This is a genomic window from Paraburkholderia tagetis, from assembly GCF_022213065.1.
Lineage (GTDB): Bacteria > Pseudomonadota > Gammaproteobacteria > Burkholderiales > Burkholderiaceae > Paraburkholderia > Paraburkholderia tagetis.
Map to the genome: position 1 here is coordinate 18,932 of NZ_JAKLJA010000022.1, position 13,943 is coordinate 32,874.

The 13,943-nt window shown below is 65.4% G+C and carries 13 protein-coding genes and 1 pseudogene; 10 read left to right on the forward strand and 4 right to left on the reverse strand.

Annotated elements, in window-relative coordinates; genetic code table 11:
• Positions 1-58: 58 nt before the first annotated feature.
• Together L5014_RS22815 and L5014_RS22820 are read right to left on the reverse strand one after the other, a co-directional pair.
• The gene (locus L5014_RS22815; RefSeq protein WP_238466016.1) at positions 59-1,426 is read right to left on the reverse strand and encodes a DUF1214 domain-containing protein; all 1,368 of its coding nucleotides are present in this window, start codon (positions 1,424-1,426) and stop codon (positions 59-61) included.
• 21 nt (positions 1,427-1,447) lie between these two features.
• Positions 1,448-2,236, reverse strand: coding sequence for an enoyl-CoA hydratase/isomerase family protein (locus L5014_RS22820; protein WP_238466017.1), 789 nt, complete (start codon positions 2,234-2,236; stop codon positions 1,448-1,450).
• A 169-nt stretch (positions 2,237-2,405) separates the two neighbouring features.
• Between L5014_RS22820 and L5014_RS22825 the strand changes: the two genes are divergently transcribed.
• From L5014_RS22825 to L5014_RS22870, 10 genes and pseudogenes are all read left to right on the forward strand, one after another.
• Positions 2,406-3,530 carry a CaiB/BaiF CoA transferase family protein gene (locus tag L5014_RS22825; protein WP_238466018.1) on the forward strand — a complete coding sequence of 375 codons (1,125 nt, stop codon included), beginning with the start codon at positions 2,406-2,408 and terminating at the stop codon, positions 3,528-3,530.
• Between the two features lie 95 nt (positions 3,531-3,625).
• Positions 3,626-4,864 carry a thiolase family protein gene (locus L5014_RS22830; RefSeq protein WP_238466019.1) on the forward strand — a complete coding sequence of 413 codons (1,239 nt, stop codon included), beginning with the start codon at positions 3,626-3,628 and terminating at the stop codon, positions 4,862-4,864.
• Between the two features lie 101 nt (positions 4,865-4,965).
• A complete protein-coding gene (locus L5014_RS22835; protein ID WP_238466020.1) occupies positions 4,966-6,519 on the forward strand; it encodes a class I adenylate-forming enzyme family protein in 1,554 nt (517 codons plus the stop codon).
• Between the two features lie 87 nt (positions 6,520-6,606).
• On the forward strand, positions 6,607-7,353 hold the full coding sequence (locus L5014_RS22840) for an SDR family NAD(P)-dependent oxidoreductase (RefSeq protein ID WP_238466021.1): 747 nt from the start codon (positions 6,607-6,609) through the stop codon (positions 7,351-7,353).
• A gap of 126 nt (positions 7,354-7,479) precedes the next feature.
• On the forward strand, positions 7,480-8,643 hold the full coding sequence (locus L5014_RS22845; protein WP_238466022.1) for a porin: 1,164 nt from the start codon (positions 7,480-7,482) through the stop codon (positions 8,641-8,643).
• Between the two features lie 230 nt (positions 8,644-8,873).
• A complete protein-coding gene (locus L5014_RS22850; protein ID WP_238466023.1) occupies positions 8,874-9,329 on the forward strand; it encodes a YMGG-like glycine zipper-containing protein in 456 nt (151 codons plus the stop codon).
• A gap of 274 nt (positions 9,330-9,603) precedes the next feature.
• A complete protein-coding gene (locus L5014_RS22855) occupies positions 9,604-9,927 on the forward strand; it encodes an ArsR/SmtB family transcription factor (protein ID WP_238466024.1) in 324 nt (107 codons plus the stop codon).
• A gap of 89 nt (positions 9,928-10,016) precedes the next feature.
• Positions 10,017-11,078: an alkene reductase gene (locus L5014_RS22860; protein WP_238466025.1), complete on the forward strand. Its 1,062-nt coding sequence runs from the start codon at positions 10,017-10,019 to the stop codon at positions 11,076-11,078.
• A 240-nt stretch (positions 11,079-11,318) separates the two neighbouring features.
• Positions 11,319-11,516 carry a DUF3562 domain-containing protein gene (locus L5014_RS22865; RefSeq protein WP_238466026.1) on the forward strand — a complete coding sequence of 66 codons (198 nt, stop codon included), beginning with the start codon at positions 11,319-11,321 and terminating at the stop codon, positions 11,514-11,516.
• A gap of 292 nt (positions 11,517-11,808) precedes the next feature.
• Positions 11,809-12,042, forward strand: a pseudogene (locus L5014_RS22870) (DUF2866 domain-containing protein); the annotation flags it as partial.
• 252 nt (positions 12,043-12,294) lie between these two features.
• On the opposite strand, the gene dapA reads toward L5014_RS22870, so the two are convergent.
• The gene (dapA, locus tag L5014_RS22875) at positions 12,295-13,149 is read right to left on the reverse strand and encodes a 4-hydroxy-tetrahydrodipicolinate synthase (protein ID WP_238466027.1); all 855 of its coding nucleotides are present in this window, start codon (positions 13,147-13,149) and stop codon (positions 12,295-12,297) included.
• A 335-nt stretch (positions 13,150-13,484) separates the two neighbouring features.
• Positions 13,485-13,913 carry a bactofilin family protein gene (locus tag L5014_RS22880; protein ID WP_238466028.1) on the reverse strand — a complete coding sequence of 143 codons (429 nt, stop codon included), beginning with the start codon at positions 13,911-13,913 and terminating at the stop codon, positions 13,485-13,487.
• Positions 13,914-13,943: the final 30 nt, after the last annotated feature.

A 13,943-nucleotide genomic window follows, 5' to 3' on the forward strand; every position in this document is an offset into this window, starting at 1 on the left:
GTTGCCCGACGCGATTCGCCTGCCTTGTCCAGTGAGCGCGCCAGCAGCATTGGGCCTTTTACTGACGCACAGTGTCGACGAGCGGTGGCGGATAGTAGGGTGCCCCCGTTGCCGTGGGTAATGCGCCATACAACCGGTAGGTGAGCGCGTAATGCTCGCCGGCCAGTGTCGGCAGCCAGTTCGACTCGGGCACGCCATCTGGCTTGTGCGGCCCGAACGCCAGTGTCAGCGAGCCGTCCGGATTGGCTTGCGGGTTGGCCTCGCGGTTGAGCACATACCGGCCGAGCGGGTTAGGCATGACCTTGTACTGAACAGCGTCAACGGCCGCGACCGACCAGAAGTAGTGGACCGTGCTCTGGGGCAACGCGCCCTTCGGGAAGGTCTGGAGGTAGGTTTTCCCGCCGTCCAGATGCGTCCTGCCGAAATAGATCACCTCGGCGGCGGTATTGGCCCAGATGCCGACGAGATCGATAATGCTGCGGCGAACGTAATCGCTGCCGTATGTGCCGACCGCAGCGGACCGGATCCAGCCGTTGCCGACCGGCCCGAGCGTGCGGAGGCGCTGCGCGAACATGGGCAGCGCAACCCGGCCGATAACGTCGTCGACGCGCTGCCGGCCGGCCTCGCCGGACTGCACGAGCGCCGTCACGGCCTGCACCTTGCGACGCACCTCGTCCATCCCCGGGTTGCCGTCCGGCGCACCGACGAGAATCGCCGGTGCGAAATCGAATGCCTGCGCTCGCGGCAACTTCGCATTGCTAAAGAGTGGCACGCGAACCAGGGGCTCGGGATTGACTGCGCCGATCGGCGTCAGCTTGATCTCGTGCTGAAGATGCACGGCCTTTTCCGGGTGCTCGCCCATCTCGATACGCGCCAGCGCCCGCACCGTGCGAACCGGGAGATCGACGCGCAGTGCGTCGGCGGGAATGTCGACATGGCTGCCTCTCAGGCACAGCGCGTAGCGGCCGTAGGGATGCTGCGGGAAGGTTCGCTCGTTGATGTTGAGGATCGTTTCGCCCCACCCGTCCAGCATTTGCCAGGTGTAGTAACGCCCCTCGATGCGCGGCAAGTCGAGCAGCACGCAGTTTTTTTCGTCGACCGAGATCCAGGCTTCCGAATAGACGACGTCGAGATTCGGGTTCGCCCACTCCACGCCACCCGGCTTGCGATGCACGATCTCGTTCCAATGGAAGCCGTCGCGCTCGAAGTCGAGCTGTTGCTGCCGCAGCACGGCCAGCCGGCCGAGCAGGTAGAACCAGGCATCCGTGATGTCCTCGTCGGACACCGCGTGCGCCGGTTGCTGAGCGAGCGCCGAGGGCTCCGGGGTTGCGGCCGGCTGGGTGACGCCCTGGCAACCGCCCAGCCCGATGGCAAACGACATCGCGCAGAACGCGGTACCGGTCATGGCAAACGCATTTCGCCTCATGGTTTCCTCCTTGTTATGCAATCAGCGCCCGGTGAAGCGCGGCGCCCGCTTTTCCTGGAACGCGGCAAGGCCTTCGGCAAGGTCCTCGCTGCGCTCGTGAAGCGCGACCATGACCAGTTCCTGGCGCAGCGCGACTTCCACCGGCTGCTCGAGCCCATCGTTCACGAGCGCCTTCATGCGGCTCACGCCAAGCGGACTCTTCACCGCGATCTTCGCGACCAGTTGGTCCACTGCTCCGGCCAACAGCCCGTCTTCCACCACCTGATTCACGAGGCCAGCGGATTCCATGGCCGCCGCCGAGACGAATTCGCCTGTAAACATGAGGTATTTCGCGCGCGCGGCGCCGATCTTGCGCGGCAGCCGAACCGAGCCGCCGCCACCCGGCAGGAGTCCGAAATTCGCGTGCGCGTCGCCGAAGCGGGCCGATTGCGCGGCAAGCACCAGGTCGCAACAGAGTACGAGTTCGAGGCCGCCCGCCAGGGCAAGCCCATTCACGGCGGCAATCACCGGACGCGGGAACCGTTCGAGACGGTTCAGCAACGCCAGCAACGCACCGAGGAACCGCGCGGAGTTCGATTCCCCGCTGGTCGTCTCGCCGCGCACGAACTTCAGGTCCGCGCCCGCGCAGAAAGCCCGCCCAGCCCCCGTCAGCACGACCACGCGCGCGTCGTCACGTGACAGGGCTTCGTCGAGCGCGCGATCCACGCCCGCGACCACCTCCGGCGAAATCGCGTTCATGGCCTCCGGCCTGTTCAAGGTGATCCACATCGCGCCGTTGCGCACTTCGGTGATGACGCCCTTCTCTTCCATGCCTGCTCCTCCAGCCACGAGGCTGATTCGTCGCCCACTCAGATACAAGATTAACTTCTAAGAATTAATATTAACTCATAAGTAGAAATATGCGACCATACGGTCGGACCCTACCCCGTTCACCCTGCGCTCGAAAAGCGCCCGCCATTCCAATCCGAAAGGAGACACCATGAGCCTGCCGCTCAAAGGCATCCGCGTCATCACGCTGGCCGAACAATATCCGGGACCTTACGCGACCCTCGTTCTCGCCGATCTGGGGGCCGACGTCATCATTGTCGAGCGCCCCAACGGCGGGGACCCCGCGCGCCAGTTGCCCGACTTCCACGCGGCCCTGAACCGCGGCAAGCGCGCGGTGGCGCTCGATCTGAAGAGCGAGGCGGACCGCGCAGCGCTGCGCCGGCTCATCGAGTCGGCGGACGTGTTCATGGAGGGCTTCCGCCCGGGCACCATGGCGCGCCTCGGGTTCGGCCATGACGACGTGGCGAAGATCAATCCGCGCACGGTCTACGTCTCGATCTCCGGCTTCGGCCAGACCGGCCCGTACCGCGACCGCCCGGCCCACGACCTCTCGTACCAGGCCATCGCCGGCCTGCTCTACCGCCAGGCGCAGACGGGCCAGATCGAGGCGTCGCCGGAACTGGCTATCGGCGACCTCTCCTCCGCGATGTTCGCCGTGGCCGGCTGCCTTGCGGCGCTGGTCGAGCGGGCCGCCACGGGCCGCGGCAAGTACGTGGACGTCTCGATGACGGATGGCCTCGTCTCGTGGATGAGCGTGTTCCTCGCCCCGGTCATGAACGGCGGTGAGCTTGGCATGGCGCACATCAACGGCCAGCCCGCCTACGGCGTGTTCCGCTGCGCGGACGACCGCCTGCTCACGCTCTCGATCACGCACGAAGACTGGTTCTGGGCGCCGCTGTGCGAGTTGCTCGGGCTGCGGGAGCTTGCGCCCATCAAGGGCCCCGAACGCACGGCGCGAGAGGGCGAGCTCAAACCGCTGATCGCCGCCGCCTTGCTCAAGCGGCCCCGCGACGAGTGGGGCCCCATGCTGGATACGGCCGGCGTTGCCTGGGGCCCGGTGAACAGCCTCGTGGAAGTCGTGCAGGACGCCCACTTCCGCGAGCGCGGCATGTTCCGCCAGGTCGCGGAATACAACGGCAAGACATCGTGGTACGTCGCACAGCCGCTCGTCTTCGACGGCGGCGAGCATCCGGGGCCTGCCGCCGGCGTGCCGGGGATCGGACAGCACAACGAAGGGATCCTCGCGCCGGCAACTCACCCGGAAACCCTGGGGTAAACGTCACAGCTTTCTCTATAGACACATTTTTTACTCGTGAGTAATCTATGTGTCAATCCGGTCGCGGAATCGAAAATTACATCAGGACAAACCTAATGAAAGACATTTATGTGGTTGGCGTCGGCATGACGCCGTTTGGCCGCCTGCTCGACCAGAGCATGAAATCGCTGACTCGCGTCGCCACCGAGGCGGCACTGAAGGACGCCGGCATCGCGAAGGAAGTCATCGACGCGGCCTTTTTCGGCAACACGTCGCAAGGACACATGGAAGGCCAGCAGATGATCCGCGGCGAGATCGCGCTGCGCGACATGAGCATCGGCGGCGTGCCGGTCGTCAACGTGGAGAACGCCTGTGCGAGCGGCAGCAGCGCTTTCGTGCTCGCCGTCAATCACCTGCGCGCGGGCGCGGGCGAAGTCGCGCTCGCGATCGGCGCGGAAAAGATGTTCGCGGAAGACCGCGCGCGCATGTTCTCGGTGTTCGACAGCGCGCTCGACGTCTCGCGCTCCGAGGCGATCTTCGCCGAGCTGCGCAAGATCGGCGAGGGGCTCGAGATTCCGCCAGGCACGACCTCGCCGCGTCCGTACAGCGTCTTCATGGACGTCTACGCGGCGTTCTCGCGCGCGCACATGAAGCGCTTCGGCACGACCCAGCGCCAGATCGCGGCCGTCTCCGCCAAGAATCACCAGCACTCGGTCCACAACCCGCTTTCGCAGTACCGCAACGCCTACACGATCGACGAGATTCTCGCGGCCCCGCCGATCACCTACCCGTTCACCGTGCCGATGTGCTCGCCGGTCTCGGACGGCGCAGCCGCCGCCATCCTCTGCACGGGCGACGCGCTCAAGCGCCTTGGCATCGACCCGAAGCGCGCGATCCGCGTGCTGGCTTCGGTCATCCAGACCGGCACCGACCGCGCGCCGGACGATATTGAACAGCACGTGACCGTGCGCGCCGCGCGGCTCGCCTATGAACTCGCCGCGGTGGGCCCGAAGGACGTTTCGGTGGCCGAAGTACACGACGCGACGGCAATGGGCGAGATCGTCCAGATCGAAAACCTCGGCTTCTGCGAATTCGGCGCGGGCGGCATGCTCTCCGAGCGCGGCGACACGACGATCGGCGGGCGCATTCCGGTGAATCCGTCCGGCGGCCTCGAATCGAAGGGCCACCCGGTCGGTGCGACGGGTCTTGCGCAGGTTCACGAATTGGTGACCCAGCTGCGCGGCGAGGCCGGCGCCCGCCAGGTCGATAACGCCCGCATCGCCGTGGCCGAGAACGGCGGCGGACTGTACGGCGTGGAAGAAGCGGTCGCCTGCATCACGATCCTCGGCCGCTGAGGCGAAACCGGGCCGGCGCGGCGGCGGCAGCCCCCGCCGGCCCGCGTAGCATACTAACGAAAGCGTGGCGCGCGTCGCTACGCCATTGGAAGGAGACTCAAGTGCGCCTCGCGGACTATTTCGATTGCGCGGTGTCCCGCAACCCCGACCGTGTCGCCTTCGTCGACGGCCCGGCACGCGTCACGTTCACCGAGGCGCAGCGGTTCGTCCATTCGGTCGCAACCGCGCTCGTCAACGACAGGACGATCGCGCCCGGTGCGCACGCCGCCATCTACGCGCCCAACGACTACCGCATCAGCCTGCTGCAGATCGCCATCAACCGGGCCGACATGGCATGGGTTTCGGTCCACACGCGCAATACGGTGGAAACCAACGCCGCAGTGCTCAACTTCGCGGATTGCGCGCTCGTGTTCTTTCACAGCGCCTATGAAGCCATTGTGCCGACGCTGAAGGCGGGTTTGCCTGCCGCTTGCCGCTTCATCTGCATCGACCGCGCGTCGGTGCACGGCGAAGCCCTGGATACCTGGCGTGCCAGCGCGCACACGCGCTTCATCGCGCCCGCCGAGGATCCCGAACGCCCAGCGATGCTCCAGCCCACCGGCGGCACGACCGGACCGTCCAAGGGCGCGCTGCACAGCAACCGGTCGCTCGAGATGGGGCTGATCTCCGTCTTTTCCACCCTGAACATCGACCAGAATTCGCGCGTGCTTGCCGTGGCGCCGCTGACGCACGCGGCGTGCATGCTGACGCTGGCCGCCGCCGTGCGTGGCGGCTGCACGGTGGTCCTGCCCGGCTTCGACGTGAAGACCGTGCTGCGCACGATCGCCGAAGAGCGCGTCACCCACCTGTTCCTGCCGCCCACGATCGTCTACGCGCTGCTGAGCGACCCGGCGCTGGCCGACGCCGACCTTGCGTCGCTGCGCTGTCTGGCGGTCGGCGCAGCGCCTATCGCGCCCGAGAAGCTCAAGGAAGCCGTGCGCCGCTTCGGCGCCGTGATCCACGAAGTATATGGACAGAGCGAATGCGGCTTTCCCGTGGTCGCCAAGGTGCCGACGGACTATCTGTGCGAGAACGGCAGCTTCGACGAAGCCGCGTTACGCTCGGCCGGCAAGGCCGCCCAGTTCGCATGCGTCGAAATCATGGATGACGACGGCAGGATTCTCGGCCCCGGCGAGCGCGGCGAAATCGTGGTCCGCTCCGCGACCGTGATGCTCGGCTATTACAAGAATCCCGAGGCGACGGCGGAAGTCTCGCGGTTTGGCTGGCACCACACGACGGACATCGGCATCAAGGACGAACGCGGCTTCATCACGATCGTCGACCGCAAGAAGGACATGATCGTGAGCGGCGGCTTCAACGTCTTTCCGGGCGAGATCGAGGCCGTGATCAATTCGCATCCTGCCGTGCTCGACTGTGCCGTTATCGGCGTGCCGGACGAAAAATGGGGCGAGTCGGTCAAGGCCATCGTCCAACTCAAAGCCGGCGCGAAGGTGGACGCCGAATCCCTCGAAGCCCTGTGCAAGCGCGAGCTCGGCAGCGTGAAGACGCCCAAGAGCATCGAATTCTGGGAAGAGCTGCCGCGCAGCGCGGTCGGCAAGGTGCTCAAGCGCGAGATTCGCGGCAAGTACTGGGAAGGCCAGTGGCGCGCCGTCTGAGCGGCCGCGCTGGCTGATCCCGTGAAGCCGGTTACGCGCCGATCCAGACCAATTATTTAGTAACCCTTAATCAACGGATAACGAAACATGAATCTGCAAGACAAGGTTGCCATCGTGACCGGCGCCGCTTCCGGACTTGGTCTCGCCACCTGCAAGGCGCTCGCCGCGGCGGGTGCGAAAGTGGTCGGCTTCGACCTCGATCAGGCGCGACTCGACGAAGCACTTGGCCCCGGCATGGAAGGCATCGCCGTGGACGTATCCAACGAGGCCAGTGTGCGGGCCGGCGTCGAACGTGTCGTGCAGCAGCACGGGCGCTTGCACGTCGCGGTGAACTGTGCCGGGATCCTCGGCCCGTGCAAGACCCTCTCGAAGGGCGAGTTGTTTCCCACCGAACTCTGGAATCGCGTGCTTGGCGTCAATCTCACCGGCACGTTCAATGTGCTGCGCCACGCCGCGCTCGCCATGGCGGCGAACGAGCCGGAAGAAACGGGCGAGCGCGGCGTGATCATCAATACGGCGTCGGGCGCGGCCAGGCAAGGGCAGATGGGGCAGGCGGCCTATAGCGCCAGCAAGGCCGGCGTCATCGGCATGACGTTGCCGGTCGCGCGCGACCTGGCCGATTACGGCATCCGTGTGGTTTCCATCGCACCCGGGCTGTTCGAGTCGGGCATGTCGTCCGGCATGCCCCCGAAGGTCTCGGAAGCCATTGTCAACATGATGCTGTTCCCGCGACGCATGGGTAAGGCGCCGGAGTTCGCCGCGCTGGTCCAGCATGTGATCGAAAACGCTTATCTGAACGCGATGACGCTCGATATAGACTGCGGCACACGCTGAGAATCTGGCCGGATATGCCGGCCATGCCCCAAGAGGATCCGCTGCCCCCGCGCAACGGACCTCGGGGTCACCGAGCCTCAGCGCGCCGCGCGAAGCCACACAGCACAATAACCAAAGGAGACTTGCATGCGTTTCATCAACCAGGGCATCTGTGGCGCAACCCTTGCTCTTGCAGCGGGCAGTGTGGCGGCGCAAGGCAGCGTCACGCTGTACGGCGTTGCGGACACCTACATCCAGTACCTGAACAACGGCGGTTCCGGCTCGGTTTCCGAAAGGAGTGGCGGCTCCACGGGATCCATGATCGGTCTCAAGGGAAGCGAGGATCTGGGCGGCAAGCTACGCGCCATCTTCGACCTGGAAGCCGGCTACAACACCAACAACGGCACGTTCCTCGCCGACAGCAGCGCGCTGTTCTACCGCCAGGCCTGGGTGGGCATCCAGCACGAGAGCTACGGCTCGCTAACCTTCGGGCGCCAATATCAGCCCAGCTTCTGGGCCGTCTACTATGCTGAGCCGTTCCGCGGCAACGAAGTCCTCTCGCCGCTTTCTGCCTTCGACCTTGCTGCAGCAACGGACCGCAACACGCTGGCGACGCAGTATGCGCCGGGCCGGATCAGCAACACGATCTTCTACCGCACGCCGAACATGGGCGGGGTGAAGCTTTATGCCATGTACGGTTTTCCCGCAAGCCAGAGTCAACCCGTGCGGATGACAACCGGGAACATGCTCGACGTGGCGCTGACCTACCAGGGCTATGGCCTGTACGCGGCATTGGCCTACTTCAAGCAGCACGGCGGCACCGAAACCGCGCAACTCGCGCCGCAACCGTTGGGCGCCACGACCTTTGACCTCGTGGGCACCGACCACTACACGGCAGCCCTCGCCTATCGCCTCGGCATCGTCAACCTCCAGTTCAACTACTCTTATGCGCGCACGAGCGACGTTGCATCGAACGCTGTCGTGCCCGTGGTGCCGGGGCGCGTGAACCTGCCGCTCAGCTCGCTTGCGCACTCGCTCAGCTACATGGAGTTCGGCGCGACCATCCAGGCGACGGCAGCCGATGAAATCCAACTGGCGGCTCTCCAGCGCAATGTGCGAGGCGCCCACGACAATTCGGTCGGGTTCGAAGCGGGCATCGACCACAATATTTCAAAGCGCACCACGCTCTATGCGCGCGCCGGCTATATCAAGAACAACGGCACGGCCACCACCACCTGGCCGGGGTACACGGCGACCAGCAAGGGGGCGTCGCAAACGCTCGTTGCAGTCGGCATCAATCACCGCTTCTGATTCGGTCTGGATTCCGTCTGGATTCTGTCTAGCGCCGGTTCGCAGGAGCCGGCGCCGTGAATCGTCGCCCGTCGTCGCCCGATCACATTGCACAAACTACGTATCAATGTTCCGCTGATTGCATTTATGGTTCCGCATACATCATGGGCGGTCGAAACCCGGAGCTTTCACCGTGCCACCCGTGCATTCCATCTTTTCTGAAGTGCGCAGTCGTATTCACGGAGCATGTCATGAAGAAATTATCGGTCGTACTGCTGTTCGCAACCAGCGCGGCTGCATTTGCCCAGGCGCCGGCCGTGTATCCGGCCCATGGTCAAAGTCCGCAAAAGCAGCAGCAGGATGAGGGGGCTTGCTACGCGTGGGCCAAGCAGAATACCGGGATCGATCCGGCAGTCGTCGCCGCAGCCCCGCCTCCCGCCCAGGCGCAGAACGGCCAGCGCGTCAGAGGCGCTGCGGCCGGCGCGGCGATGGGCGCTGCGGCCGGGGCTATCGGCGGCAATGCCGGCCATGGCGCCGCCGTAGGCGCTGTGGCCGGCACGGTCGCCGGCGGCGTTGCGCATCGGCGCCAGGAACGCGCCGCTGCCGCCCAGAATGCGCAAACACAGTCCAATCAGCAAGCGGCGCTCAGCACCTACTATCGCGCCTGGAGCGCCTGCATGACGGGGCGCGGTTATACAGTGCGGTAAAGCTATATCGACGCGGGCAGAACGGCGGCGCTACGTTGCGGTTCTGCCCGCCCGACTGACCCGGTAAGGCTCGGAAAAAGCGGCGGCCCCCATTCCTCACCGCCCGCACGAAACACAAAAATCCGATCGCGTGTCACCCCAACGGACCCAGTGGGCACTCGCCCAAAATGCGGTCTTCCTGTCTGTCGATAACTAACGCCCCTATTGAAATCAGTGTCATCGCCCATATCGTCAAAATGCGATATATGATTCGCACAGTTACGATGCAACTCCGATGAAGAAATCTCAACCGACCCCAAAGCTCGACGTCGACGCAATCTACAAGGCGCTTGCCAATCCCGTGCGGCGCGAGATTCTCGCGTGTCTGCGCGAGCCGAAGGCGCATTTCGCCGATCAGGAACTCCTGCTCGAACATGGCGTTTGCGCGGGCCGGATCGACGCGCACTGCGAACTCTCGCAATCCACCGTGTCGGCGCATCTCGCCGCACTGCAGAAGGCGGGGCTCGTGACGTCGAAGCGCGTTGGCCAGTGGGTGTTCTTCAAGCGCAACGAGCCCGTTATCGAGGCGTTTCTCGCTCACATGAACAAGCAGTTGTGAGCGCAAGCATCGTCGGTGCGCATCGCAAACCCATCGTCTTTTCCGTATCGATTCAAGACCGCGGGCCATGCCCGCAACAAGGTGAACACATGGCAACGCTTTTCGACCCCATTCAGATCGGCGACCTCACGCTACCCAACCGCGTCATCATGGCTCCGCTCACGCGTCAGCGCGCGGGCGAAGTCCGCGTGCCCAACGCGCTGATGGCGAAGTACTATGCGGAGCGCGCGTCGGCGGGCCTCATCATCAGCGAGGCGACGTCGGTCACGCCGCAGGGTGTGGGCTACGCGGAAACGCCGGGCATCTGGTCGCAGGAACAGGTCGAGGGCTGGAAAGTCGTGACCGAGGCCGTGCATGCCGCGGGCGGGCGCATCTTCCTGCAACTGTGGCACGTGGGCCGCATCTCGGACCCGCTGTTCCTCGACGGTGCGCTGCCCGTCGCGCCGAGCGCCATCGCGGCGCAGGGCCACGTGAGCCACGTGCGTCCGCAGCGCGCGTATGTCACGCCGCGCGCCCTCGCCATCGACGAGATTCCGGGCGTCATCGCCGCATTTCGCCAGGGCGCGATCCACGCGAAAGCGGCCGGTTTCGACGGCGTCGAGATTCACGGCGCGAACGGCTATCTGCTCGACCAGTTCCTGCAGGACAGCACGAATCAGCGCACCGACGCCTACGGCGGCTCGATTGAAAATCGCGCACGCCTGCTGCTCGAAATTACCGACGCATGCATCGAGATCTGGGGGGCAAATCGCGTGGGCGTGCATATCGCCCCGCGCGGCGACGCGCACACCATGGGCGATTCAAACCCCGCGGCAACCTTCGGCTACGTGGCGCGCGAACTCGGCAAACGCAAGATCGCGTTCCTCTTCGCCCGCGAGTCGCTCGGCGAAAATCGTCTCGGTCCGCAATTGAAAGCCGAGTTCGGCGGCCCCTACATCGCCAACGAAAAGTTCACGCTGGAGTCGGCGCAACGCGTGCTCGCGGACGGCGAAGCCGATGCCGTCGCCTGGGGCCAGCTCTTCATCGCGAACCCGGATCTGCCGCGCCGCTTCGAATTGAACGCGCCGCTCAACGCGCCGAATCCGTCCACCTATTACGCGCGCGGCGAAACGGGCTACACGGACTATCCGTCGCTCGAAAGCGTGGCGTAAGTCATTGACACCCACGCGGCACCCGCGCGACTTCCTCACGGCGCCGCATGGTGCCGTTTAGCGGCCCCGCTCACGACGCCATGTCGTGGCCGGGGCCGCTTTCATTGACATGCGTGTGCGATGTTTTCCGGTATTTTTTACAGCGATTCCGATAGGCCGATTCAATTGGCGTCGTGCGCGAGTTTGTCCTTGAATTCGAACTCCGCCTACCTCGCCCACTCCGCTGACTGGAGAACCGTCATGCCCAAAGTCGACGCCGAGACCATCGTCCACAGCATCGCCGCTGAGACCAATACGCCTGAGGAAACGGTAGCCCGCATCTACGCCGACGCGCTCGACACCTATCGCGCCGACGCACGCGTCCTCGACTATGTCCCGCTCTTCGCCGCGCGCAAGGTCCGCGCGACCCTGCGGCAAAACAGCGCAAAACCGCACTGATCGCGCGCCGCGCTCCTCCTTAGGCTTCGTTGCAATCCCCGCCGCGCGAACAACGGTTCGCGCGGCGGGCGTTCGTGCATCCGCCACGTCCGCCACCGTCCGCCGCAACCGCGCGCGCACGTCCAGAGCGCCGCTCATACGGCAAACTCCCGGCCAAACCCGGCCGACGCCTCGGCTGCCCCCCCTCTTAAGTCTGGTTTAATTCTTCGCTGCAAACATACGCTCACCCCTGTTGAGCCGCCGGAACATCGGCGGCGTTTTTTTGCGCGGTTAGTCGAGGAGGAGCGAGGTCATGGTTGAAGACGACGATGTGCTGATGCACTTGCAGTCCCTGCTGCGCGACGGCTCGACTACGCGTATTGCGTCGTGCCGTGTCTCCACGCCGCTCCAGAATCCCTGGGGCCGCGCGTACCGGCTCGTCGAATGGACCACGCCGCTCGACGACGGCGCGCGCCGCCAGGTCGTGCCCGCCGAGAGCTCGGCGCTCGACATCGCGCGCCTCGTGGCGGAGCACGTGCCGGGGCGCCGCATCCTGCTCAACGGCGAAACGGTGGACGCCGAACGCCCGCGCACGCGACGCCGCTCGCGCAGCACCGCAAAGCGCAGCACCGCAAACGCAGGCGCGCACATCGCGAGTTAAGGACTCCGGCGCGTCCCATACTCCAGGACGCGCCAGCCTGCGCCCGGCGATTTTCGCCATCCGCTTTCGTCCCCCGCTTTCGCCCCTCTGACCATCCGATTGTTGGCGCGCGGTTTTTATCGCCGCTCATGCCAGCACTTACGCCACCATCCTTCCCAGCGTCTCCTCCAGCGCCGCGCTCACGCAAGTCATCGGCGCGCGCAACTCATTGCGAATGAGCCCCCGCCGCGCGAGCGCCGCCTTCACTGGCCCCGGATTCGGCTCCGCGAAAGTCGCGCGCACGAGCGGCACGAGCGCGTGCCAGAGCGCGCGCGCATCGGCGAGACGACCCTCGCGCAACGCGCGCTCCATCGCGACGAAACGCTGCGGCAACAGATGCGCCGATGCCGCAATCGCGCCGCTCGCGCCCGCACACAACGCGCCGAACATTTCGATGTCCTCGCCGCAGAGCACTTGCAGGCGACCGTCGAGAATCAGCGCGAGCGTCTTCGCAAGCGAGCCGCCGCAATCCTTCACCGCGACGATGCGCGCGTGGCCCGCAAGATCGAGCAGCGTCGGCAATTCGAGCTGTACCCCCGTGCGCGCGGGAATGTCGTAGAGGATCACGGGCTTGCGGCTCGCATCGGCGAGCGCCGTGAAATGGCCGATCACGCCGGCCTGCGACGGGCGAATATAATACGGCGCCGCCGCGAGCACGCCCGCAACCGGCGTCTCATTGAGCGCGGCAACGCGCTCGCATACCGACTGCGTGTGATTGCCGCTCACGCCCGCGACCACCGGCAGGCCACCGGCGCTCGCGAGCACGGTGGCGAGCACGGCGTCCTGCTCGCGCTCGTCGAGCGCGGCCGGCTCGCCGGTCGTGCCGAGCGCGACGAAGCCCGCTACGCCCGCCTGCGCGTAGTGGCGCACGAGCGCGTCGAGCGCCTCGTGATCGACGGCGCCGCGGTTGAACGGCGTGACGAGCGGAATCCAGATACCCGAAAACGAAGACATGACTTTCCCTTGAACGCGACCGTATGGAAGGTCCGTCGATCCGTACGCGGGAGTCGGGCAAGCCAGGAGGGAGAAAGAGGCGGGGCGCCGCCGGCAGGCCGTTCCATCGCACATCCGACGGAACAGCGTGCTCCGGTCAGATGAGCGACTGTTTTTTGGCTTTGGCTTTCACGCACGCGCACGAGGCCTGCGCGCGCACCGGCATCGCGCGCGAAGCGGCGACGGCGGATGGCGTTACGAAGGGACTCGGCTGACGTGGCATGCCGAGCAGTGTAATGGAAAAAGCGGGAAAAAGCGGAAAAAAACGCGCGGGCCGGCGCGCGCCCTTTCAGGAATCAGCTACGCACCTCGACGTCCACGATGGACGTATCGAGCAGCAGGCTCGGCGCCTCGCCCGGGTCGCGCTTCGTGAGCTTGCCGTCCACGCTCGCGCCGCAATCCATCTGCAATTGCTGGTAGTAGATGTTGCCGACCACGTGCGCATTCGCCTGCAGCTCGACGAAATGATCGGCGATCACGTCGCCGACGATGCGCCCGTTGACCACGATGTCGTAGCCGTGCACGTTGCCCTGCACGGCGCTGCGCTCGCTCAGCACGAGCAGCGTCTGCGCGCCCGCCTTGCTGCTGACGTTGCCGCTGACCTTGCCGTCGAGCCGCAGCCCATCGGCGAATTCCAGATTGCCCGTGATGTGGACATCCTCGGCGATCAGCGTCGCGAGCTTGGTTTGGGCAATGCCCGGCTGGGGTTTCTTCTTGTTGAACATGAGTGGCACCGTTGCGATGAATTTGAAGTT